Genomic DNA, 23,012 nt, shown 5'->3' on the forward strand with positions numbered 1-23,012 from the left:
ACAGTTATTGTCAATAAGCTTCATTTTTTTGAGAGGGTTTTTTACTTCAATCCCTTTACCTGTAACACTTTTACGATTATTGTCGCCCCTTCAAGGTACTTTCAGTAGACTGAAAAGTTTTGAAAGTTGAGGAAAGAATAAGGATTTCAGACGACTTGGTTAGAGTTTTCCATCACGACCATAAGCGTAGATACTGCATCGACTTGTCGTAGACATCGCTCTATTGTTTTTTATTCCATCCTTGAAAGAAGTCTAAGTCAAGCCGTTCGTAACCGTTCGATATCTCGCATCGGTGGCGCACCGAACAGGCGTGAATATTCCCGGCTGAACTGTGAGGGACTTTCGTACCCAACTTGGTAGGCAGCAGAGGTTGCATCACAATCTTCCGTCAGCATCAGGCGACGGGCTTCTAACAGTCTTAACTGCTTTTGATATTGAAGTGGACTCATTGAGGTCACTTGCTTGAAGTGCTGATGAAACGACGAAGTAGACATTCTCACCTGCTTTGCTAAGTCCTCGACTCGCATCGGCTGAGTAAACTTAGACTTGATGCGTTTGATCGCTTCAGCAATTCGCTGCATACTGCTGCCAGATGTAGCAATTTGACGCACGGCTTCACTTTGTTCCCCGATCAGCAGACGGTAGTAGAGTTCCCGAATCATCATCGGTGCCAGCATGGGAATATCCTGTGGCGTATCTAAAAGCTTAGTGAGGCGAAGGGCACAGTCCAGCAATGTGGGATCAGCGTTGCTCACAAATAAGCCTCGGACGGAGTTATCTTTCTTCGCTGAACTAAAATTCATTTGAGCAGCCATTTCACAAAGTTGCATTGGATCTAGGGTCAGCTTTAATCCTAAATACGGCTGATCGGTTGTCGCCTCAACAATACACCCACCGATGGGGAGATCAACTGAGACAACAAGACATTGCCCTATATCATAGGGATACGTTTCCTCTCCCAGCACTATGTCTTTCTTGCCTTGAACGAGAATCGCCAGACGCGGTTCATAATCCTGGTAGATGATAGCAGATGACGCATTTGATCGCGAAAAACTCAATGGTGCGATCGCAGTTGGATAGACAAGGTTGCCATTGGGTTCGGTGTGCCGCGCCACTAATGCCGCCAGCGCTTGGCACTGATCTGCAACTACTTCAGAATTGGAGATAACGAAAGTCATGGTAAAGTCTCGACTCATTCAATGCCCTACACGATTATAGAATGTCTTCAAGCGATCCAAGCTGGAGAATTAGGCAAGGATCGAAGAGTTTTAGGCATTGGAAACACTGAATCGAATGAATAGGATGAAAGCATCTCAAGCAAGACCTTAAAGAGTCTGAAGAACGATGCCGCATTTCTTTCCTGAAATTAAAAACTTCTTGGAGGAAATGGCAATCCGTCCAAACAAACTTTGAAAGCAGTTTTACGCCTTTGAACCCCTCAATAACAACTCCAATAAGCAGGAGAACCTATTTATGCAAAATACTCCCCAACAAATGAAAGCAATGGCTGTGGACGAGTTCGGTCATGCTGACAAACTGACTTTGCACACCTTACCTGTGCCTACGGTAGACGCAGGCGAAGTTTTGATTCGCATCGAGACGGCCGGAGTTGGCATCTGGGACGCAATGGAGCGTGAAGGTGATCTGGTGTATAACGAAGTCCACTTTCCGCGTGTGCTGGGCGGCGAATGTGCAGGCACTATTGTTGCCATTGGCGACGGCGTTGAGCGTTTTGCTGTTGGCGATCGCGTTTACGCCCAGAGCTTTATGAACGACAAGGGCGGTAGCTATGCCCAGTACGTTGTTGTCTCGGAGAAAACGGTCGCGCCGATGCCCGATGGTCTCGATATGCTGATTGCAGGCGGGCTACCTATTGCTGGTATAACAGCGCTAAACAATTTGCAGGCGCTGGGGATAGGCAGCGAAACCAAATTAATGCTGTGGGGCGCGAGTGGTGGCGTCGGTCACGTCGCGCTGCAACTGGCTAAACGTATGGGGGCACACGTATTCGCGATCGCATCGGGTGCAGACGGTGTAGCTTTGACCAAGCAATTAGGTGCCGATGAAGCAGTGGACGGACACAGCGACGACATTGCCCAACGCGCCCGCGCCTTTGCGCCCGATGGCTTCGATACGGCGTTAGTGTTGGTGGGCGGCGACAAGGTTCAATCTACGCTGAGTTTGGTGCGCCAGGGTGGGATCATCTCTTTTCCTAATGGCGTGATGCCTGAACCCAAAGCGCCCGACGGTGTGGAACTCAAGAAGGCAAATGGCTTCGCCGACCCGATGTTGTTAGACGAACTTAACCGATTGATCGGTATCGGTGAGTTTCAAGTTCACATCGCGCAGACATTTGGGCTGGAAGAGGCGGCACAAGCGCAGGATGCCATGAAACAGCACTATCTGGGCAAAATCGTGTTGCGCGTGAGCGGCGAATAAGCGCTGATTGAATTTCCAGCTTTTACAACAACTTTACTCTCAACAAACTTTGACATCTTTGTAGGAAAAATACCTATGAATCTCACGGACAGCACCATCCTCATCACTGGAGGCACAAGCGGCATCGGTCGTGGGCTTGCCGAGGCTTTCTATCAACACGGTAATCAAGTCATCATCGCGGGTCGCCGTCAACATCTCCTCGACGAAATCACTGCCGCTCACTCCGGTATGCACGGGATTCAACTTGACGTTCAAGACCCGGCGGACATCGAAGCCTTTGCGTCCCGCATTCGAGAGCAGTTCCCTAAACTCAATGTTCTGATCAACAATGCCGGAATTGGTAAGACGGAGGATCTCACCTCAGATCCGATCGATTTCTCCGTGATGCAGTCTATAATTGAGACTAATGTTGTCGGTGTACTTCACCTTACGGCGGCACTCCTCCCGACTCTTAAACAGCAACCGCATTCAACGATCATCACCACCACATCTGGCTTGGCTTTCGTTCCCATCAGTCCATATCCGACCTATTGCGCGAGCAAGGCTTTTCTGCACTCTTGGTTGCAGTCGCTCCGCGTTCAGCTTCAAGAAACCTCCGTGGAGGTTCTTGAACTAGCCCCACCCTATGTACAGACGGAGCTTGGCGGGGCTAGTCAGGCGACTGATCCTGCCGCAATGCCACTCGCTGACTTTATTGCTGAAGTGATGCAGATTCTCAGCACTCCCAACCCGTCCCACGGCGAAATCCTTGTTAATCGTGTCAAAGCACATCGATTTGCCGAAAGGAACGGTGAGTATGAGCAAATATTCGCGAGCCGCAACAAACAATGACAAGGGCTTTGATCGCACGCAGCGACATCAATTGAGAAATGGACTTTCAAAATTGCTTTCGTTAAATCACTAAAAAATTCTTGGAGAAAGTAGCAATATGTCTGAGCAAACGAACCTCGGCGGCACTTTTACGTTGCCGAACACTTCAATCACAGTGAAGCGCACAGGCTATGGTGCCATGCAACTCGCAGGTCCAAATGTATGGGGTGCGCCGCGAGATGTGGATGCAGCCGTTGCTGTTTTGCGCGAAGCGATCGCACTTGGCATTAATCATATCGATACCAGCGACTTCTATGGACCTCACATCACTAATCAGATTATCCGACAAGCGCTGCATCCCTACCCGGAAGATTTAGTGATTGTCACCAAGGTTGGAGCGCGTCGTCCTGAAGATGGCTCATGGGTTCCCGCGATGTCGCAGCAGGATCTGACCGAAGCGATTCACGACAACCTGCGTAACCTCGGACTCGATACGATCGATGTCGTCAATCTCCGCTTGATGGGTGACGGTCATGGACCATCGGAGGATTCTCTTACAGAGCCGCTGACGACCCTAGTCGAACTCAAAAAACAGGGATTGATCCGTCACCTGGGTCTGAGCAACGTCACTCCTAAGCAATTGGCACAAGCGCAAACTATTACAGAAATTGTCTGCGTGCAGAATCAGTATAACCTAGCGCACCGGGAAGATGACGCTTTCATTGACGACCTCGCGAAGCAGGGAATTGCTTATGTGCCGTTCTTCCCGCTGGGCGGGTTCAATCCGTTGCAATCGTCAGCGCTCGATGCTGTCGCAGCATCACTTGGAGCCACACCAATGCAGGTCGCTTTGGCATGGCTGCTTCAGAGATCGCCGAACATCCTGTTAATTCCCGGAACGTCATCCATTGGTCATTTGCACGAAAACATCAAAGCGGCAAATCTGCAACTTTCACCGCAAACGATCGCAGATCTCGACGCGATCGCTACAACTGCGGTTCAATAAAAACATTATTGTCCAAGGCTAAGTAACTTCAACGAAGAACTAATGAAGTCAATTAAGTTGCGGCTTGACTTAGCATCCCAGCAACTTATAATTGAACAGGCGATGCCTTCTCTACGAGACGCTACGCGAACGGCAAGTCGCTAAGAGCGTCTACGCGAAAATCAAAGTTGAAGAGGAACGTACACGCTCGTTACCAGCGCAATTAGTAGTGTGTCTAATAATAGCAATGAGTCTGTGGTCGAGAAGATTCAATGCGGGATGTACTAAAGAATCTAATTGATCGTTAAAGGTTAAAGGAAAATAGACTAATTCTCAACTTCCGGTAACCAAATAATAAAAGTAGTGCCTGGTCTATTAGGTGAAGTTAGCTTAGAGTTGATTGCAGGGCTGAAAATCTCGATTTCGCCCTGCATTTGCTCTATTAGTTGTCTAGCGATCGCTAACCCCAAACCTGTGCCAGGGATTTCTGTTTGCGCTTGTACACCGCGATAATGCCGTTCTCCAAGATGTTCTAAATCCTGGGGTGGAATGCCGGGCCCGTTATCACTAATGACTATTCCCTGAAAATGAGCTTTTTCTTGCCCTGCTTGAATCAAAATTTTGCCACCAGTGGGAGTGTATTTCAAAGCATTATCAATAATATTAGTTAACACCTCTCGTAATGCTTTGACATTGGCACGTACTAGGGATGAATTATCTTGAATTTCAGTTATTAGTTTTAGCTTTCGCTCTTGGGCGATCGCTTTGGCTGATATTAATAATGGTTCTAATATATCTGCTAACGAGCAGTCAACTGCTTTATCTCCCGTTCCCGGCAATAATAGCGGCGGTTTAGCAGATTTTTGGATAGTTGCTTCTACAAATACTCCATCTTCCGGTAGATGTAGTGGTGCTAAATCTGCCTCTGTCAAATCAATTACTTGTTCAAATTGTTGCAGTAATTCTTTCAGGCGATCGCTTTCCCGGACAATACTATTTGCTACATCTCGGTTAGCATCTGCTGGTCGTAGTCGCTTCAATAACAGTTTGCCAAAAGTCCGCAATGCTGTTAATGGGTTACGAAACTGATGCAACAGGTTATCTAGCAAATCCCGCTGTTTTTCTTGGAGAATTTGTTGCTCACGCAACTGTTGCTCAAACCATGCTCGGCGCTGATCTAAAATACAAGCGATCGCTAATGTTTGGGCTATCCGTTGAATCTGACTTTGCTCGTGTTCATTCCATGCCCGATCTTTCCTGCGTGTCACCAGTAACCCCATCATCACACCCTCATAAATTAGAGGTAAAACAATTTGGTTGCCACTAAGTAGGTATTCCTCTTTTAGATTAGGTTGAGACGCATCTGGAATGTCAGACTCCTGTGACGAAGTTGGAGATTCTGAACCCGGTGTCAATAACCTTCCTTGATGATTGGGTAATATAAACGCATTTCCAACTTGAAGTTGGTTGTATGCCGTCGCTTCAATAGTTTCCTCACCTTGGGGTAATAATGCTGTTTCCGGGTAAATCACCACAGGAATCAGTTTGGCATCGCCGGAAGGAGTATCTACCAATTCTTGTGTTAGGTACACAATACTTAAAGTCGCTCCCAGCCCTTGGGTTAGTAGCGCTATTTGCTCTCGACACAGAGCAAGAAAATCGGAACTGGCAGACATTAACATTTTTTAGCTTTTGCTCAAGATTATAGATTTTGAGGCATGATGTAAGAGAGGATACTTAATTTTTACCTCGCTCATTTCATAAAGCTTAACTAAAATTTTCTTAGAGATGGTTTGTACCAAGGGATTATATTCTTAGGTAATTTTGTTTTATCTATGTTTCAAATATATTAACTTTCTTATATTAAAAGGTTAAAAACTATTGATATTCTGAACTAGAACCTATATAATGACGACGGATTTTGTAGCTATAACTACAATCTATAGCTTGAAAGAGGAGGACAATATATTGGCAAGGAGACGCAAAAGGAAGAGTCGTCGTCGTCAAGAAGGGCGGCGTATTTTGGAACACGTGCCTCAATATAGCATCGAAAGTGGCGAAGAAAAACCTGTGACAGCAGCGAGAAGATTCATTCAAGCTGAAGGAATTTTGCCACCCGCGTTGCTACTTGTAAAGCGAAATGAACACACTACAGATCGTTATTTCTGGGCAGAAAAGGGACTGTTTGGTGCTCAATACGTAGAGGAAAACCATTTCTTGTTTCCTAGTTTGAGGGTGTTAGAACCTTCACCAGGTCAAGAACCTGTTGCTTTAGCTAGTCGGTGAACCATAGATGGTCATCTTGGGCATTGAATGTGACTCCTGACTATAATTAACTGGCAGAATTAGTAAGTTTATGCAAAATTTAATTTTTTTTTAGTTTGTAGCTGATTTGCCAGTAAATCTAGTCCAGGTAGTTGGAAAGTGAACTTGTCTCAAACCACGCTAGATTGCATGGGTTGATACTACTTTGATGATGCAGAAGGGAGTGGGTATAGAGCCAAGCGCGTCTAAAAGTGCTAGTGAAGTTGCGCTCTTATGCCGTAGATGGTTAAGTTAAGCTCTGTCAATGAATTTAAATTAATGAATTTAAATTTTCCCCACGAGTTTGGGTCGTGGGGAATAACTGGCAAAGCAGCAATCTTGATTTTCTCCTGACTACTTTCCATTGCCTAAAGAGTAGGTTAGGTCAGAAGTCTGCATATCATAGTTAAGAGATGGTCGCAAGAATCAACAATTATTTCCCAGGCTTGATCTGTAGAGTCCTCTGCAACTCACTGAGTTCATCTCGATGGGCAACTACAGTGATCTTACTTGAGGAGGTTGGTTCGCTCTGAGTTGTTTCTACTTTGAGCAACACCTTCTCAAGTCTTCCAGATTTTTTCCAATAAAATAGACCACTTAAAGGCGACAGCAGTACCATCGCCAGAACAAGGGTACTGAGGCTAGGAAAAAGCAGGGATGCCACCAGAGATAGACAAACAATCCCAGTAGCTGCTAGTAAAGTCAGAAATATAGCTAAGAACCAGCTAGGGCGAACATTACCTTCAAAAGTTACCTGATTTTTTTCTCGGTCTACCGCTGCCACTCGGTAAGACCGCGATTGAAAATACTCTTTTAATTGAGACATTAAAACAGCTTCATCTTGCTCAGATACTAGTTGGGCCATTTCTGTACGATCTTTAGTCGAGGCACGAATAAAGAAAAACAGCCCAACCGATAACAACAAGGTTAGCAGGAACGTAGATGGCAGAATAGCAGTATCCATAACTAATTGTTAGTGTTTGACTGGAGGAGACTTATTCATTATCAATTATTCGTTACTTTTTCCTCCCGTTGATGTAGTCTTGCCAAAGAAAAGCTAAATCCTGAGCTTGAACTTGCCATTCGGGAGAAACTTGGTACATCCGCCTGGGGCGTCCCCGTCCTTCGAGTTTCTTCCAATATCCAGTGATTGCACTTTGGTCTTCCAGAAATTTGATTGCACTGTAAAGTACGGTATCTGAAAGCCGATAGACGGGATACTCAGTTTCTAATTGCTCGATCAACTCGGTTCCGTAGGATTCACCTTGTAATAAAACAGACAGTATGTAACAAACTGCTAGTTCCTGACAAAGGTAAGTTGGCGGAGGATTCTCAAAGAATTGATATATATCCTCAAGTTTCATGGTTAGTGAATGGCTAAAAAAATGCCTTAGTAAAGTCTACAATCCTTGTAGTCAGTATACAGTGCTACTACTACGTGAGTAATACATATAAAGCTACTGAGATTAGATTTCTAAAGTGTAAACATGAAATAATTACCCACGCCTGTGAAGTTGTGGGGCTTTGCGAGTTTTAGGAGTACAAAATAATGTACCCCACTCAAGCTCGATACGGTGGGGTGAGGAGCGAACAGACACTGAGGAAGTCACTATCTTGGTGTTAACTGATGCCGAGCCGATTAGAACTGCTTGAAGCAATAAAATGCCATCGAAGAAATTTTACAGGTAAAATGCTATTTTGTCTGTAAAACTTAATAAACACTTTGTTTTACAGTGATTTTCACAATGCAAATTCTAAAATATTAAGTTAAAGGATATATCTGGGATCAAGTTCTACGTCGGTAGACACACTTAAGCAGTAACCATTTCTGATTTCCTTGATCACAGAATTTCTTGTCTTATTTGGCAAGTGTGATAGTAAATTTATCAAAGAAGGCGCTAAAAACTAGGGGAAAGAACTCTCCCGTGTTCCCTTGTCCCCTCGTCCTCGCGTCCCTTAATCTAGCATCCAGCACATTGGCGATCGCTATGTCACAAACTCCCGATGCCCCATCATTTTCCTCAACTCTTAGGGCAATTGCCCAAACTTTTCGCCTCACTGGTTGGATTAGCTTCTGGATTCAGCTAGTACTAGGCGTTGTTTCTAGCATAATTGTGTTGCTGTTCGCCATCTTTAATCAAAGAGCTGGCAGTCCTACTAATAATCCTGGGACTGGTTTTGGCGTATTTTTAGCAATTTGTGGACTGGTTATTTTGGGTGGGGGCATTTTTTTAGCTTACCGTTACACGAGGATTGGCAAGCAATTGGAATCCTCCAATCCCAGCAACCGCCCTCGGAAAAGCGAGACTGTACAAGTATTACGCTTAGGGGTCTGGGTGAATTTAGGAGGAACGCTGGTGACTCTTTTGGGGGCGCAGGCGATCGTTGGAACACTGGTAGCACGATCCATATCTCCGCAAGCGATAACTACCCAATTTTTTGACCCGACGCGAATTATTAGCGGTCTAGATATGCTTGTGGTACAGGCAAACACCAACACTGTCTCAGCCCACTTTGCAGGGCTTGTAGCATCACTTTGGTTACTCAATCGCATTCACCGACCTTAAAAAGGGGAGTCGGAAAAAAAGGTAATAGTCAAAAATCAGCAATTCTTTTGACTTCTTTTTTCCTCTTTTTCAGATATGTTAATTGTACTTTTCTGAAATTCTTAAATTGCAGTGTGGATAATATCAGTTAATTATATTAGCACCCATCTAAAGAGTGATATTAGAACCGTTATAAGAGTGAATTAATTTTTAATTGCAGGTCTTACACTATGAAAAAACTTGAAAGCTAGAAGTTTAGTATAGAAGTAATTTTTAGCACATTGATGATTAGATTATGTAGTTCCCTAATCTTTATAGAACGCAATAATAACCAAAACCAAGCAGTCTATTGGAGTGGTTTATCAGGCGTACTTGCCTACTGGCTACCCTCACCTGCAAACACTCAGGAGTCCAGAAATCGGAAGATTAATACCAAATTTTGGATTTGAAATTTTTCTAGCCCTAGCTAGATTGGCAGGGGGCTCTAGAAAAATTTAAATGGTTGCTTTTCTGCTCACAGCAAGCCAAAATCAGTATATGCTGATGTGTTGACAGGTGTGTTAACAGGTAGATAATAGGCAAAAACTGAGAAAAATCTGTGCTGGATATCAAGCAAATACGGGAAAATCCCCAATTAGTTCAAGAACGATTGAATAGTCGTAGTGGTAAATACGATATCGAGCCGATATTACTGTTAGATCGGCAACAACGGGAACTTGAGGGGACACGTAGTCAACTCCAAGCTCGTAGCAACGAAATTGGTAAAATTGTTGGGCAGAAGATAAAATCTGGGATCAATCCTCAAGACCCAGAAATTCAAGCTTTGCGGGATGAAGGTAACTCTCTCAAAGCTACGTTGAGTCAACTGGAACCCCAAGAAAAAGACCTGAAAGCTGAAATTGCTCAACTTGTGTTGGCACTTCCCAACTTGCCAAGCGACTCTACACCCCTTGGAAAGAATGAGGAAGATAACGTAGAAGTGCGCCGTTGGGGTGATGAGTACATTCCTCAAAATCCAAATATTCTCCCTCACTGGGAAATTGGTGAAAAGCTGGGTATTCTCAATGTTGAACGAGCTGTAAAAGTTGCTCAAAGTCGATTTGTGACATTGATAGGTGCTGGCGCGGCATTAGAAAGGGCATTAATTCAATTTATGCTGACTTTCCATACTCAAGCTGGGTATGTGGAAGTTAGTCCGCCACTGTTAGTAAATACCGAGTCTTTGACGGCGACCGGTCAGTTACCCAAGTTTGCCGAAGAAAGCTTTAAATGTGCAGATGATGACTTGTGGCTGATTCCGACGGCGGAAGTTCCAGTTACAAATCTCTACCGGGGTGAAATTCTTGCTGCTGAAGATTTGCCTATTTACCACTGCGCTTTTACTCCCTGTTTTCGCCGCGAAGCTGGTAGTTATGGGCGCGATATGCGAGGATTAATTCGCCTCCATCAATTTAACAAGGTGGAAATGGTGAAGTTTGTCGAACCCAGTACGTCTTTTGATGAACTAGAGAAATTGGTGGGGAATGCAGAAGCAATTTTACAGACGTTGCAATTGCCTTACAGAGTCGTAAATTTAAGTACTGGAGATTTGGGATTTGCCTCTACTAAAACTTATGATTTAGAGGTTTGGTTGCCCTCTTCTGGAAAATACCGTGAAATTTCTAGCTGTTCCAATACTATAGATTTCCAAGCACGACGGGCTGATATTCGTTTCAAAGAGGCGGGGAAAAAAGGTACTCAGTTCGTACACACTCTAAATGGTTCGGGTTTGGCGGTGGGAAGGACGATGGCAGCAATTTTGGAGAATTATCAACAACCCGATGGAACGGTAAAAATACCTGAAGTGTTGCAACCTTATTTGGGACGTGAAGTTTTGTAATTTGTCATTAGTCCTTTGTCATTTGTTTTTTACCAATGCCCAATGCCCCATGCCCCATGCCCAATACCCAATGCCCAATTAGAATGGAGATAACTATAGCTTAATATCTTCACTAATTTACTCTATGTCAGTTTTAGCAGCGATCGCAGTCTTGGCTGTTTTGATCTTGGTACACGAGTTGGGACATTTTGTTGCAGCACGTTCTCAAGGCATTCTCGTTAACCGTTTTTCTTTGGGTTTTGGCCCGGTTCTTTTGAAGTACCAAGGTTCACAAACCGAATATGCTGTCCGCGCTTTTCCTTTGGGCGGCTTTGTGGGCTTTCCTGATGATGACCCCGATAGCGATGTTCCACCCAATGACCCAAATCTGCTGCGTAACCGTCCAGTTTTAGACCGGGCGATCGTTATCAGTGCTGGAGTAATCGCTAATTTAATATTTGCCTACTTGGTGTTGGCTCTGCAATTGGGTATTGTCGGCATTCCAGAGAGGATTAACTTTCAACCTGGTGTTATCGTTAAGCCGGTCGATGAACAATCTATTTCTTACCAAGCAGGTATTAGGGAAGGAGATATCATTCTGGCTGTTAATGGTCAGGAACTCCCCGCTTCTGAAAAAGCGACAGCTTTTCTCACAAAAGAAATTCAAACTCATGCCAATCAGCAAATCGAACTAAAAATTAAACATGAAAACCAACCAAAGTCTATAAAGTTAACTCCAAAGCTGGGAAATAAAGGTCAAGGTGTAATTGGCATTGAACTTGGTCCCAATGGTACAGCAGTTTATCGCCGTCCTAATAGTCCTTTTGAAATTTTCGGGATTGCTGCTAACAGGTTTCAACAATTATTTGTTGGGACACTCAGTGGTTTTGGGCAGTTAATTACCAACTTTCAACAAACTGCTGGACAAGTTTCTGGGCCAGTTAATATTGTCAAAATCGGTGCAAAATTAGCTGATGACAATAGTGCAAATCTGTTGTCTTTTGCGGCAATTATCAGTATTAACTTGGCTATTATTAATATTTTGCCTTTACCAGCTTTGGATGGTGGACAACTCGCTTTTCTGCTGATTGAAGGTTTACGCGGTAAGCCAGTACCCGCCCGGATTCAAGAAAGTGTAATGCAGACCGGTTTGGTGTTACTCTTAGGCTTAGGAATTTTTCTGATCGTCAAAGAAACTACCCAATTAACTAGCCAATTGGAATGGGTACAAAAATTGTTCCAGTAAGCATTACTCGCAAATCGTTATCTAAAAAGCAACGGGCGATAGAAATTTTAGCTCGGCTGAAGCGTCTTTATCCAGATGCTACCTGCTCTTTGAACTACTCAACGCCAGTACAACTATTGGTGGCAACGATTCTCTCTGCTCAATGTACTGATGAGCGAGTGAATAAAGTAACACCAGCTTTATTTGCTCGGTTTCCTGATGCAGAGAGTTTAGCGATCGCTGACTTGGTAGAATTAGAAAACTTGGTGCGTTCAACAGGGTTTTATCGCAATAAAGCCAAGAATATTCAAGCTGCCTGTCGGATGATTGTCACTGAGTTTAACTCTGTTGTCCCCAACCAAATGGAACAGTTGTTAAAACTTCCAGGTGTGGCGCGCAAGATAGCAAATGTAGTCTTGGGTCATGCTTATGGCATTAATGTTGGCGTGACAGTAGATACTCACGTCAGCCGTCTGTGCGAACGTTTGGGTTTAACTCAAGCAAAAGACCCTGTTCGGATTGAGCAAGATTTAATGGGTTTATTGCCTCAGCCTGATTGGGAAAATTGGTCAATTCGGCTGATTTATCATGGTCGTGCTATTTGTAAAGCCCGCTCTCCCGTCTGTGTTGCTTGTGAGCTTGCCGATTTATGTCCGGCTGCGAATCAGCCAGTGGTTGTAGGGTAAGCAACAACAAGTAACCCCAGAATTGATAGAGAGACTGTAGAATGGAAAACGGTGTCTTAAAATAAGTTAGAGAATATATGGCAAAAAAGAGCTTGATTGAGCGCGAGAAAAAGCGCACCAAGTTGATCGAAAAGTATGCTGACAAGCGAGAAACTCTCTTAGAAGAGTTCAGAAGTGCAGCATCTCCTTTGGATAAACTGGAAATCCACCGGAAGATTCAACAGCTACCTCGGAATAGTGCGCCCAGTCGCCACCGCAACCGTTGCTGGTTGACTGGTCGTTCTAGAGGTGTTTACCGCGATTTTGGATTGTCTCGGAACGTGCTGCGAGAATGGGCGCATGAAGGTCTTTTACCTGGAGTTGTTAAGTCTAGTTGGTAGTCAAGAGTAATTAGTCATTAGTCATTAGTCATTGGTAAAAAACAAAGGACAAAGGACAAACAGAAAAGTCTGAGCGCAGGCTTCCTCCGATCAGAACTTCAAAGACAAATGACAAAATATTATTGACCACAACACTTATCAATTCCCAGACTTTCTAAGAGTAGATCGCTGACGGCGTTGGCGATCGCAAACTCTCCGTAGAAGCTATTGGAAAAATCATAAGACTGCATCTCTGTGACAATGGCAATTACCAGAGAACCAAGGTCATTTTCTCCTTCCATCCGTTGACGCACAAAAATCTGTGCGGCTCGTTGAGCAATATTTTGGTTGACTGCTTCGGGGATAAATTCTGTATCTAGCCACCGTTGTAAGCGTTCTCGTAACCATTCACCTTCGAGCAGTGGATTTTCAGGCGGTGGTAGGGTGATGGGTGGAATTGGTTGAGTCATTTTTTTTATTTTAAACGTAGAGGGACGCGGAGGGAAACGCAGAGGATGATTGATAGCATCGAATTGCGTTTTTAAGAGTGTTTTTTTATATTTATTTATGGAATATGATATCGCGGCTATTGTTGAGGGTTATGCACAAGGCTATTTTCTCATGGCTGATGAGCGCGATCGCCTGAGTTGGTACGTAAGTCGCGATCGGACTTTGATTCCTTTGGATGAGAGGTTTCGCTACCCCAAATCTTTGCAGCGCGTTCTGAATCAAGAGCGGTTTACTGTAGCGATTAATCGAGACTTTCAGGCTGTGGTGGCTGGCTGTGCTGACAGAGAGACAACCTGGATTTCATCGGAATTGCAAAAGATTTATTCGCTGCTTTACCAAAAGGGTTATGCTTATAGTTTTGAAACTTGGCAAGGTGACGAACTCGCTGGGGGAATTTTAGGGATTGTGATTGGTGGTGCTTTTATTGGAGAGTCGATGTTTTACCGCATTCCCGAAGGCTCAAAAGTCGCGATGGTAAAGTTGGTAGAAAGATTGCGTCAGAGAAAATTTGTGTTTTTTGATGCCCAAATGATGAATCCCCATTTGGAAAGATTTGGTGCTTATCGGGTTGGGGATGAAGAATATCAATCTTTACTTCAGCAAGCGTTGCAACGTACTTATAACTTAATATAATTTTGTAAGAAAAGCCGGATGTAATAGTCCGGGAATGAAGGTATTACCATAAAAAATCTTTCAATAATTACAATAGCGATCGCGCCCATTTTGTTTGGCATGGTACAGTGCTTTATCTGCTGAGGCAATAAGTGTATCTGGCCTGATGTCCCAAGTGGGTATGCGACAGGTAATTCCTAAACTAACGCTGATGATATCCTTAACATCAGACTGTACATGGGGAATAGCCAAAGCATGAATTGCTTGCTGAATACTTTGTGCTACTTTGATCGCTCCCGCTAAGTCAGTATTGGGCAAAAGTACCAAAAATTCTTCTCCACCGTAACGCGCCACTAAATCAGCAGGACGATGAATTGTCTGTTGCACTGTTTGGGCTATCCTCATTAGACAATCATCGCCTGCAAGATGACCATAGTAATCGTTGTAAAGTTTGAATTTATCAACGTCAAACATAATCAATGACAGGGGTTGTTGTTCTCGTGCAAGGCGTCTCCATTCTGCTTGCAGTCGTGTATCAAAGCAACGACGGTTAGCTACTTGAGTTAAGCTATCTAAATTTGCCAGTTGTTCTAGTTTCTGATTTGCATCTTGGAGAGCCAATTCAATTTGTTTACGTCCAGTGATGTCGCGTATGGTAATAGCGAAACCATCATTTAGCTTGACTGCGACAAAGTGATACCAGCAAGAATTACCTAATGGATGGTAAAAATCCCGTTTTAAAGCTTCCCCTGTTTCGACAAGATTAACAAAGTGATTAAAAAGTTCTGGTTGTAGATGAGCTAAGAATTTTTTGAATATTAATTTGCCAATCATCTCTTCAGATTTGCATCCGAAGGCTTTAGCAATCACAGGATTGATAACTAAGCAACGGAAATCCTCAATGTCCCCAGTTGCATTACGGACAGCTTGCATAGCGGCAATACCATCTAGTGAACTATTCAGAATACTCGCTAGTATTGCCCTGGACTGATACAGTATCTCTTCTGTTTCCCTATGCTTAATATTTTCTTGTTCTAGAAGCCGTTGTTGGCGTTGAATAGTTAATTGATTTTCTAGACGCGCTACAACTTCTTCAATCTGAAAGGGTTTAGTGATGTAGTCTATGCCCCCTGACTTAAAGGCTATCAGTTTATCAAAAACATCATCTAAAGCACTAATAAAAATAACGGGAATGGTGCGTAGAACTTCATCTGCTTTCAGGGTTCTACAAACTTGATAGCCATCCATTTCTGGCATTTTGATATCTAAAAGAATGATATCTGGTCGCTTCGCCTTTACTGTTTTTAGTGCCATCCGCCCACTTGTGACGCTGCGAACAGTATAGCCAAGTTTAACTAGAGAATCACTTAATAAATGTAAATTTTTGGGATTGTCGTCTACTAGGAGAATATTACCTTTATTTTCCTTATCAGAATCAAGATTCATTGTTGCTTATCAGGGGTTCAGCTAAATCAACCAATTCCTCAAATTCAAATTTATGAGCAAGTTTTGTTAAAGATTTAATTAAAAAAGTTTCGCTTTTGGGAATATCTCTAATTAATTCTATAACACGATTAGTATTTGCTTCTAAAGCAGCTTGATAAAATTGATTAATCCACTCTTGAGACATACAAATTAGATTGTTAGATGTTAAAGGATGCTTTTCTGTATATTCCAAATTTGAATAATTATTTTCAGCAAATATATATTTGACACCAAGATGTTTGGCTAGAGTATCAAAAATTGTATGATCTGTAAAAGGTTTGCGGAGAAAGTCATCACACCCAGCTGAAAGGACGATCGCTTTTTCTTCTTCTAAAACACTTGCTGTCAGAGCAATTATAGCTGTAGCATTCCCCTTTGTAGTAGACTTGATATATTTTGTAGCTTCGTAACCATCCATAACAGGCATTCGCATATCCATCCAAATCAGATGGGGTTCCCATTCATTCCAAATGGCGATCGCTTCTTTGCCGTTACTAGCTTCTTTCATCTCAAATCCTAACGGTTGTAAAAGTTTAATTAATAATTTGCGATTAATATGTTTATCATCTACTACTAATAGTTTATATATAGGTTGTCCTGGTACAAGTTCTAATACTTTTAGATGTACTTCTAAAGTATTACTATTGGTTTCTTGACCTAATTTTGCTTGAATATAAAATTTAAAAGTTGTCCCTATTCCTAATTTACTTTCAACAGAAATATCTCCTCCCATTAACTGAATAAACTTGCGACTAATTGCTAAACCTAAACCCGTTCCTTCTTGGGACTCTTTTCCAGCTTGTGCTTGAGAAAAAGCATTAAAGAGTTTGGGTAATTCTGAGGCTGCAATCCCCACTCCTGTATCACTGATTTTAAAATCAAGAGTTAAAATATCTGTGTCTTCACTAAGATTATTTACTATTAAACTAATTGTTCCTTTTTGAGTAAACTTAATAGCATTACTAATCAAATTAATTAATACTTGTCGAAGTTTTAACTCATCTGTGTAAATATAACATGGAACATTTTCACTACGTTGAAATATTAAATTTAAGCCTTGATTACTTGCGTGTAAATATAGCATATCTTCTAAGTCATCCAGCAAGTGATACAGGTCAAAGTCTTTGGGGTTAAGAGTAGTTTTACCCGCTTCTATTTTTGATAAATCAAGAATATTATTAATCAGTGTTAGTAAATAATCACCACTATGATAAATGATCCCGGCATTTTCATAATGATCGGCAGGCAAGTTTTTAGCACGTAACATTAATTGAGAAAAACCTAGAACAGCATTCAGGGGCGATCGCAATTCATGACTCATATTGGCAATAAATAAACTTTTAGCTTGATTTGCTACTTCGGCTTTTTCTTTAGCAATGGCTAACTCTGCTGTTCTCTCTTGTACCCGTTGTTCCAAAGTTTCCAAAGATGTTTGCAACTGAAATGCCATTTTATTAAACGATTTTGCTAGTTGACCTATTTCATCTTTTGAGTTATTTTTGGCACGAATATTTAAATTACCTGCGGTAAACTGAAAAACTATATTGGTAAGGTAAATTATTGGCTTTGTAAGCAGTTGTCCAATCACAAAAGCAATGATTGTGACTATTCCAGCAATAAATGCAAATAGAAAAATTGTGTCCTGAATTTGCTTTTTTACAGGTGCTAAGGCAATAGAAAGGGGTTGTGCAAACAATACAGACCAAGGCTGATAATGTAAACGAGCGATCGCAATCAGATTAACTTGATTACCTGTTGCTTCTAAAGGCGAAATTAAATACGATTGTTTATTATCCAATGCCTGTTTAACTTTTAATTCATTAGTTGCCAATTCTTTGACAGAAGAATTAAGCAAACGCCCTTCCCGCTGTAGTTGATTTACAATATCCTCAGGTAGAGGCACAATTGATTTAAAAAGTAGTTCTGGTGCAATGCTATGTGCCAGATAAATATTATTTTCATCTAAAAGAATAGCAAAAGATTTTGCCCCAGCCCGTTCAGTTTGTGGAGTTACTAACTGTTGAACAACAGTAGCATTGTATGAAACACGCAATATACCCAATATATCTCCCCTGGCATTGCGAACTGGACTGCTAAAAAAGAGGGTAAGAAGGTCAGGAATTTTTGGCGACTGCTTCATACTAGAAACAAAGGATAAACCAGTTTGTAGCGGTTTTTTAAAATAATCTTGAACTGATTCATCTTTGCCAATATTCAGCGTACGTGTATCCAATACATTTTTCCCATTTAAGTCGAGCAAAGCATAGGAGAGAACATTGAGCATATCTTTGCGACTGAGACGGATTAATGTTTCTGTCGCCAATTGTATTTCAGGGCTGTCATTTCGCTGTTTTGGATTTAAACTAAGATAGCGTGCCAAACCAGGTAAAATCGCCTCTACGCGCACGGCATTCAGATTTCCATCAATAAAGGCATCTATTCTATTAGCAGTTTCGTTAGCCGCCGCAGATAGGGCTTGTCGGGCGTTGTCAGTTAGTGCTTTTTCGGTTGTCTGTTTGTTGACAAATGCCAATAACAGCAATGGAATCAAAGCAACAACGAGAAACGAAGCGATTAACTTTGTACGAATGCCACCCAAAAAGGAGTGCTGCATAGCTTCAAACTACGGGGGATTTATGAAGGAAGAATTAAACAAACTTTTTAATTTAGGAATGCGATTTATATTTCCAGAGCGAATAAAAAAGTCTGTATATATCTCGGCAGTTTTGTAAATGGAGTTAGGGTTGCTAGATTGAAAATATTTTTGATTTTCACCTAAATCAGTTAGGTTTATTCCCTCTAGAGAGAGAGTATTGATCGGAATTTTTAACGCTTTGCTGATGATAGCTTTTCCTTCCTCAACATTTGCTTTCCAGTAGGTCGAGGCTTGCAGCCATCCTCGCACAAATCCACGAATGTCTTCGGGGCGATCGCGAATTGTCTCACCCCTAAAGATAATCAAATCTAAAATCAAGCCAGGGGTTTGTTTGCTAGTAAATAAAATATTTCCTCCTAATTTCATTGCTTCAGATAGATAGGGTTGCCAAGTTTGTCCGGCTTGAATTGTATTATTTTTCAGGCGTTGAGGAATTTCTGAAGCTTCTAATTGAACTAAGTTCACATCATCACTAGTTAAGTTGGCAGTTTTCAGCATTTCAGTCACGAAAACTTCGCTAAAACCGCCTAGATTTGTACCCAGCTTTTTGCCTTTCAAGTCAGCAACGGTTTTAATTTGTGATTGGGCGACTACCACATCTGCTCCTATTGATTCGTCTATAACGATCACGCTTTGTATATCTGGATTTGTGGCACTCCAAATTATAAAATTTCCCAAGGACGATGTAATACCATCATACTTACCCGCATTAAAGTTTGCTTGTTCCAATTGGGTGTATTGTTTATGAATTAGTTCCACTTCTACCCCTTGGGCTTTGAAGAATCCTTTTTCTCGAGCAATGATGCCTGGAAGCTCTCCAACAAAAGATGCAAATGTCACTTTCAATGGAGGGCGTTTTACTTCAGTTGGTACTGAAGTATTACAAGCAAGTAGTAAAAAGGCAGTAATCAGGAAAATACTAATGTATCTGAGTAGTTTAAGCATAGAATATTTGAAATTTTTTAATTATTGTTAATAAAAGATTCAGCTAAATAAACTAATTGTTCCAATTGAAATTGCCGTGTAAATTTTGTTGGAGATTGTACTAAAGGAGTTTTGGTTGTTGGAATTGCATCAAGATTTAGAAATTCTGACCGCAAGAGCGGCTTAAAATTTTATTCACTATTGTTTTGCAGCAGCTTTAACAAGGAATTATGGTTCAAATCAATGAAAAAGGCTGTAATTGCAAACAGAGCGATCGCTCGTTATATTAAGAGGATGTTTGAAAAGTCCTCAAGCGTGTGTTTCACTACCCTGGCTACCAAGAAACTGCTACAAGAGAATCGGAGTTTTGGGATTTGAGATCGCGCCCCTGAGTCATACTTGAGGCTCAAGTCAACCCTTTTCAAACAATATCTAAGTAAACACATTTATAGCTTTCTAACTTGAGACAATAACTTATTCGCTGTAGTAGGGATGATTTACCCATTTACTGAGAGTTTAAGAGGTAGCAAAAATCACTATCTTTGAGACTGTTATGAAGTTTTTCGTCTACTTGACGCACAACATAAGTGGGATCGTCACTGTAGAGGCTACCGCCAACTTGGTATCTCATGTGCAAAGTGTGATTAGAAAAGGAAGATATAAAGAAGGAGTCAGAATTCAGAATTTAGAATACTATATCCATGCCACACTGTCTTGTTCGTGAAGTGCCTTGTAGTATAAGACGGTAAAGAATGGCTATGCAGTAAATGCGATACCTACGGTTCTTGCTAGCCTACGCAGATGGAGAAACGACAGTGCAATGGTTTGCCTTTTGCAAAGACTATGATTTACTAATTTTAGATTGGATGTTGACCAAAGTCAGTGGGTTGATTAAATCCGTCAAATTTATCAAAGCAATTTCGTCTTTGTCTAACCATCGCTAACCTTGACCCGGAAAACATGGCAGATTACTTGAATAAGTACCAAAAGTCTGACAGGAAAACCATACTCATGAGAATTTGGACTACTACTGCTGTGCTAGCTGCTTTTTGGCTAATATCTGGGATCGTCGGTTCTGAGCCAATTAACGCTACTTCTGTTTTGGTAGAAAATGCCATATCATCTCCTGCACCAACGAATGTAAAACAGATTACTGTCAGTAATACCGAATTTGGACTCAAGAGAGTTGACTCCAAAGGAAATGTTTCTATTTTCCAGACAACAAGAGTGCCACTTCAGGAAGGAAACACCTACGGATGGCGGATTAAACTTAAAAACTACCAAGGTGAAGTGAAATGGCGTGAAGTCTTGCATTTACCAAAACCTCCAGAAACTTGGGGTACAGATAATGGTGAAGATTTCTCAATATCAGCAGACGGTAAGACATCTGTAACACGGCGCACACAGTCGGCTCCAGAAGGTGTGATTGAGAATTTTTGGACAATCGCCCCTGGCGATCCAGTTGGTAAGCATAAAATAGAAGTCTATATTGATGACCGTTTGATCGGTACTTTCCAGTTTGAAGTTATTCCAGTTAAATAAAGATGAAGGGCATTGGGCACAAGAGGTACAGGGGCAGAGGGGTAAAACTTACTGCACTTCTCCTCTGCTCGCTTACTCCCCTGCTCCCCTGCTTTTCCACTCCCTCATCTCCCCCAATCCCCATTCTCTCCTAGGATTGAGGAGTATCTTAGAGATAGAAGTATGATTTTTATTAGGTGGCGATCGTGAATATAGAGGAATTCCTGCGATTAATGGAAAAGCAGCGCCCATGTCCTGAGACACTATCAAAAGGGCTGCAAGCAATGTGGTATGCCGAAAAAGGTGATTGGAACAAAGCTCATGAATTAGTTACAGATGCCAGCGATGCTGACAGTGCCTGGGTTCACGCTTACCTGCACCGCAAAGAAGGCGATTTGAAAAATGCCCATTACTGGTATCAACGCAGTGGTCAGCCAGCATTTTCAGGAGAACTAAGCCAGGAGTGGCAACAAATAACTTCTGTATTGCTAAGAAAGGTCAACGCGACGCATGAATGCTGAAGAATTAAAAAGGCGTTTTGCCGCAGGGGAAAGATATTTTCCAGCCGTCAACTTGAGTAGGGACAAGCTGATTGGAGCCGATTTGCCTGGAATTAATTTATGGGGATCTGACTTAAGTGGAGTTAACCTAGCTAAAGCTAAACTCTGGGGAGCAGATTTGAGTAGAACTAACTTAGCCAAAGCGAATTTGACCAGAGCTAATTTGAGTGGTGCCAATTTGAATGAAGCAAATCTCCGAGGAGCAAAACTCAACTATGCCAAGTTGTATGGAGCGAATCTGACTGGTGCTTACTACGATGAAAGCACGCGCTTTTCTAGAGGTTTTGACCCCATCAGTAGAAATATGCAGAAGGTGTGAAGAGGATTGAGGGCAGAGGGCAGGGGAGCAGGGGGCAGTTGCAGTAAGTTTTTCCCCCTACCTCTTTTCAATCCCCAATTCCCTTTAAATAACTGACACATGTTGATGTAAGCCATCTAACATAGACGATATCAAAATTTGTTCAAAGACTTTGGAAAGAGCAGTTTGAAAACGCTGACGATGTTTGATTTTGAAAAAAGGTCGAACTATTTCTGCGTAGGCGTAGCCTGCTGTAGGCATCGCACTGTTGCCTTCTCTATTATCAATAACTTGAATTGCCCGCAGAGTCCCCAACTGGATTTCTTTTTTTACCATCAACTCAGAAATTCCAGTTGCACCTACACCATTTTCAATCGCGGCTTTTGCCATCTCACCACTGGCGAACACTAAAATTACATTCAGTTCGCTGAGGTTGATACCCCAATTTTGTAACGCTTCCTCAAATCTTTGCTGTGTTCCAGATTCCCGCACCCGCATCACCCAAGGAGTTTGAGTTAGCTGGCTTAAGTCAATTTCTCCCCACTCAAACCAAGGGTGTTTTTGACCAACCACAATTTGCAAGCGATCGCTCCCCACTATTTCGTACTCTAGAGTATTCTGAAGCGCTGGCTTCACATCTCCTTCCACCAAACCTAAATCAAACTGTCCCATCGCTGTCCCGACACAAATTGTTTCTGCATTTGCAAGGGTACAGTCAATCTGGATACCAGGATATTGGCTCTTAAACTCACTAATCTTACTTGGTAGCCAGTAGTTGCCAATTGTTAGACTCGACCCTAATTTTAATTCACCTCGTTGCAGATTGTTCAATTCTCGCAATCCCCTTTCTGTCAAGGAAACTTGATCGAGAATTTTTTGCGCTTCCACTTGCAGTAATTTACCCGCTTCAGCAATCTCGATATGGCGACCAATCCGATGGAATAGTTTTACTCCGTATTCTTGCTCTAGGTTGTGGATTGCTGCACTGACAGCAGGTTGTGTAATATAAAGCTCCTCTGCTGCGCGAGTAAAGTGTAAGTTCTGCGCCACAGCTAGAAAGATTTTTAGCTGCTCAAGCGTCATTCCTGCCATTTATCGTATCCCTAAGACTTAGTGTCAAATTTTAATCACTTTCATTTATCATTTTGACAAATAAAAGCATTTGATTCTATCGGTTAGTTTGATTAAAGTATAAATCAAAGCTTCGGCACAGAATCAAACGGCCAAGTAGAGA

General features: G+C 42.2%; 24 protein-coding genes and 2 pseudogenes. 16 read left to right on the forward strand and 10 right to left on the reverse strand.

What is annotated here, in order from left to right:
• Positions 1-257: 257 nt before the first annotated feature.
• A complete protein-coding gene (locus V7K89_RS05040; protein WP_335184931.1) occupies positions 258-1,196 on the reverse strand; it encodes an AraC family transcriptional regulator in 939 nt (312 codons plus the stop codon).
• Between the two features lie 277 nt (positions 1,197-1,473).
• Here V7K89_RS05040 and V7K89_RS05045 point away from each other — a divergent pair, with 277 nt between their 5' ends.
• The 4 genes and pseudogenes from V7K89_RS05045 to V7K89_RS05060 form a co-directional block, all read left to right on the forward strand.
• Positions 1,474-2,439: a quinone oxidoreductase family protein gene (locus V7K89_RS05045; protein ID WP_335184933.1), complete on the forward strand. Its 966-nt coding sequence runs from the start codon at positions 1,474-1,476 to the stop codon at positions 2,437-2,439.
• Positions 2,440-2,514: 75 nt separating this feature from the next.
• Positions 2,515-3,270 carry an SDR family oxidoreductase gene (locus tag V7K89_RS05050; protein WP_335184934.1) on the forward strand — a complete coding sequence of 252 codons (756 nt, stop codon included), beginning with the start codon at positions 2,515-2,517 and terminating at the stop codon, positions 3,268-3,270.
• Between the two features lie 97 nt (positions 3,271-3,367).
• Positions 3,368-4,255 carry an aldo/keto reductase family oxidoreductase gene (locus V7K89_RS05055; protein WP_335184936.1) on the forward strand — a complete coding sequence of 296 codons (888 nt, stop codon included), beginning with the start codon at positions 3,368-3,370 and terminating at the stop codon, positions 4,253-4,255.
• A 160-nt stretch (positions 4,256-4,415) separates the two neighbouring features.
• Positions 4,416-4,536, forward strand: a pseudogene (locus V7K89_RS05060) (transposase domain-containing protein); the annotation flags it as partial.
• 24 nt (positions 4,537-4,560) lie between these two features.
• Here V7K89_RS05060 and V7K89_RS05065 read toward each other — a convergent pair.
• A complete protein-coding gene (locus V7K89_RS05065; RefSeq protein ID WP_335184938.1) occupies positions 4,561-5,916 on the reverse strand; it encodes a GAF domain-containing sensor histidine kinase in 1,356 nt (451 codons plus the stop codon).
• 286 nt (positions 5,917-6,202) lie between these two features.
• Between V7K89_RS05065 and V7K89_RS05070 the strand changes: the two genes are divergently transcribed.
• A complete protein-coding gene (locus V7K89_RS05070; RefSeq protein WP_335154908.1) occupies positions 6,203-6,520 on the forward strand; it encodes a DUF3155 domain-containing protein in 318 nt (105 codons plus the stop codon).
• A gap of 451 nt (positions 6,521-6,971) precedes the next feature.
• Here the strand turns inward: V7K89_RS05070 and V7K89_RS05075 are convergent, their stop codons facing one another.
• Together V7K89_RS05075 and V7K89_RS05080 are read right to left on the reverse strand one after the other, a co-directional pair.
• On the reverse strand, positions 6,972-7,502 hold the full coding sequence (locus V7K89_RS05075) for a cofactor assembly of complex C subunit B (protein WP_335184940.1): 531 nt from the start codon (positions 7,500-7,502) through the stop codon (positions 6,972-6,974).
• Between the two features lie 52 nt (positions 7,503-7,554).
• Positions 7,555-7,902 carry a PadR family transcriptional regulator gene (locus V7K89_RS05080; protein ID WP_334853009.1) on the reverse strand — a complete coding sequence of 116 codons (348 nt, stop codon included), beginning with the start codon at positions 7,900-7,902 and terminating at the stop codon, positions 7,555-7,557.
• Positions 7,903-8,526: 624 nt separating this feature from the next.
• Between V7K89_RS05080 and V7K89_RS05085 the strand changes: the two genes are divergently transcribed.
• From V7K89_RS05085 to rpsN, 5 genes are all read left to right on the forward strand, one after another.
• A complete protein-coding gene (locus V7K89_RS05085) occupies positions 8,527-9,105 on the forward strand; it encodes a DUF3611 family protein (protein WP_335184943.1) in 579 nt (192 codons plus the stop codon).
• Positions 9,106-9,682: 577 nt separating this feature from the next.
• A complete protein-coding gene (gene serS, locus V7K89_RS05090; RefSeq protein WP_335184945.1) occupies positions 9,683-10,963 on the forward strand; it encodes a serine--tRNA ligase in 1,281 nt (426 codons plus the stop codon).
• A gap of 124 nt (positions 10,964-11,087) precedes the next feature.
• Positions 11,088-12,188 (forward strand): RIP metalloprotease RseP, encoded by a 1,101-nt coding sequence (rseP, locus tag V7K89_RS05095; protein ID WP_335184947.1) that lies wholly within the window; start codon positions 11,088-11,090, stop codon positions 12,186-12,188.
• Positions 12,164-12,853 carry an endonuclease III gene (gene nth / locus V7K89_RS05100; protein WP_335184950.1) on the forward strand — a complete coding sequence of 230 codons (690 nt, stop codon included), beginning with the start codon at positions 12,164-12,166 and terminating at the stop codon, positions 12,851-12,853. The genes rseP and nth overlap by 25 nt, the downstream gene beginning before the upstream one ends.
• 77 nt (positions 12,854-12,930) lie before the next feature.
• Positions 12,931-13,233: a 30S ribosomal protein S14 gene (gene rpsN, locus V7K89_RS05105; protein ID WP_335184952.1), complete on the forward strand. Its 303-nt coding sequence runs from the start codon at positions 12,931-12,933 to the stop codon at positions 13,231-13,233.
• A gap of 119 nt (positions 13,234-13,352) precedes the next feature.
• Here rpsN and V7K89_RS05110 read toward each other — a convergent pair whose 3' ends face one another.
• A complete protein-coding gene (locus tag V7K89_RS05110; protein ID WP_012410384.1) occupies positions 13,353-13,682 on the reverse strand; it encodes a hypothetical protein in 330 nt (109 codons plus the stop codon).
• Positions 13,683-13,779: 97 nt separating this feature from the next.
• Between V7K89_RS05110 and aat the strand changes: the two genes are divergently transcribed.
• Positions 13,780-14,355 (forward strand): leucyl/phenylalanyl-tRNA--protein transferase, encoded by a 576-nt coding sequence (gene aat, locus V7K89_RS05115; RefSeq protein WP_335184954.1) that lies wholly within the window; start codon positions 13,780-13,782, stop codon positions 14,353-14,355.
• Between the two features lie 60 nt (positions 14,356-14,415).
• Here aat and V7K89_RS05120 read toward each other — a convergent pair whose 3' ends face one another.
• Genes V7K89_RS05120 through V7K89_RS05130 form a run of 3 tightly spaced genes read right to left on the reverse strand, consistent with a single transcriptional unit; the run spans position 14,416 to position 19,420 of the window.
• Positions 14,416-15,780: a GGDEF domain-containing response regulator gene (locus V7K89_RS05120; protein WP_335184956.1), complete on the reverse strand. Its 1,365-nt coding sequence runs from the start codon at positions 15,778-15,780 to the stop codon at positions 14,416-14,418.
• Positions 15,770-18,433, reverse strand: a complete 2,664-nt coding sequence (locus V7K89_RS05125; RefSeq protein ID WP_335184958.1) for a hybrid sensor histidine kinase/response regulator — start codon at positions 18,431-18,433, stop codon at positions 15,770-15,772. Before V7K89_RS05125 ends, V7K89_RS05120 begins: the two co-directional genes overlap by 11 nt.
• A gap of 9 nt (positions 18,434-18,442) precedes the next feature.
• Positions 18,443-19,420 carry an ABC transporter substrate-binding protein gene (locus V7K89_RS05130; protein ID WP_335184960.1) on the reverse strand — a complete coding sequence of 326 codons (978 nt, stop codon included), beginning with the start codon at positions 19,418-19,420 and terminating at the stop codon, positions 18,443-18,445.
• A gap of 222 nt (positions 19,421-19,642) precedes the next feature.
• On the opposite strand from V7K89_RS05130, the gene V7K89_RS05135 reads away from it, so the two are divergent.
• On the forward strand, positions 19,643-19,777 hold the full coding sequence (locus V7K89_RS05135) for a hypothetical protein (RefSeq protein ID WP_335184962.1): 135 nt from the start codon (positions 19,643-19,645) through the stop codon (positions 19,775-19,777).
• Positions 19,778-19,904: 127 nt separating this feature from the next.
• Here the strand turns inward: V7K89_RS05135 and V7K89_RS05140 are convergent, their stop codons facing one another.
• The gene (locus tag V7K89_RS05140) at positions 19,905-20,030 is read right to left on the reverse strand and encodes a hypothetical protein (protein WP_335184964.1); all 126 of its coding nucleotides are present in this window, start codon (positions 20,028-20,030) and stop codon (positions 19,905-19,907) included.
• 160 nt (positions 20,031-20,190) lie between these two features.
• Between V7K89_RS05140 and V7K89_RS05145 the strand changes: the two are divergent.
• The 4 genes and pseudogenes from V7K89_RS05145 to V7K89_RS05160 form a co-directional block, all read left to right on the forward strand.
• Positions 20,191-20,289 (forward strand): annotated as a pseudogene (locus tag V7K89_RS05145) (DNA-binding response regulator); the annotation flags it as partial.
• 121 nt (positions 20,290-20,410) lie between these two features.
• Positions 20,411-20,941 carry a hypothetical protein gene (locus V7K89_RS05150; RefSeq protein ID WP_335184966.1) on the forward strand — a complete coding sequence of 177 codons (531 nt, stop codon included), beginning with the start codon at positions 20,411-20,413 and terminating at the stop codon, positions 20,939-20,941.
• A gap of 185 nt (positions 20,942-21,126) precedes the next feature.
• Positions 21,127-21,441, forward strand: coding sequence for a hypothetical protein (locus V7K89_RS05155; protein WP_335185029.1), 315 nt, complete (start codon positions 21,127-21,129; stop codon positions 21,439-21,441).
• A complete protein-coding gene (locus V7K89_RS05160; protein ID WP_322727597.1) occupies positions 21,431-21,799 on the forward strand; it encodes a pentapeptide repeat-containing protein in 369 nt (122 codons plus the stop codon). The genes V7K89_RS05155 and V7K89_RS05160 overlap by 11 nt, the downstream gene beginning before the upstream one ends.
• An 84-nt stretch (positions 21,800-21,883) precedes the next feature.
• Here the strand turns inward: V7K89_RS05160 and V7K89_RS05165 are convergent, their stop codons facing one another.
• Positions 21,884-22,870 carry a LysR substrate-binding domain-containing protein gene (locus V7K89_RS05165; protein WP_335184968.1) on the reverse strand — a complete coding sequence of 329 codons (987 nt, stop codon included), beginning with the start codon at positions 22,868-22,870 and terminating at the stop codon, positions 21,884-21,886.
• Positions 22,871-23,012 lie beyond the last annotated feature (142 nt).

This window comes from Nostoc sp. (assembly GCF_036917515.1).
Classification (GTDB): Bacteria; Cyanobacteriota; Cyanobacteriia; order Cyanobacteriales; family Nostocaceae; genus Nostoc.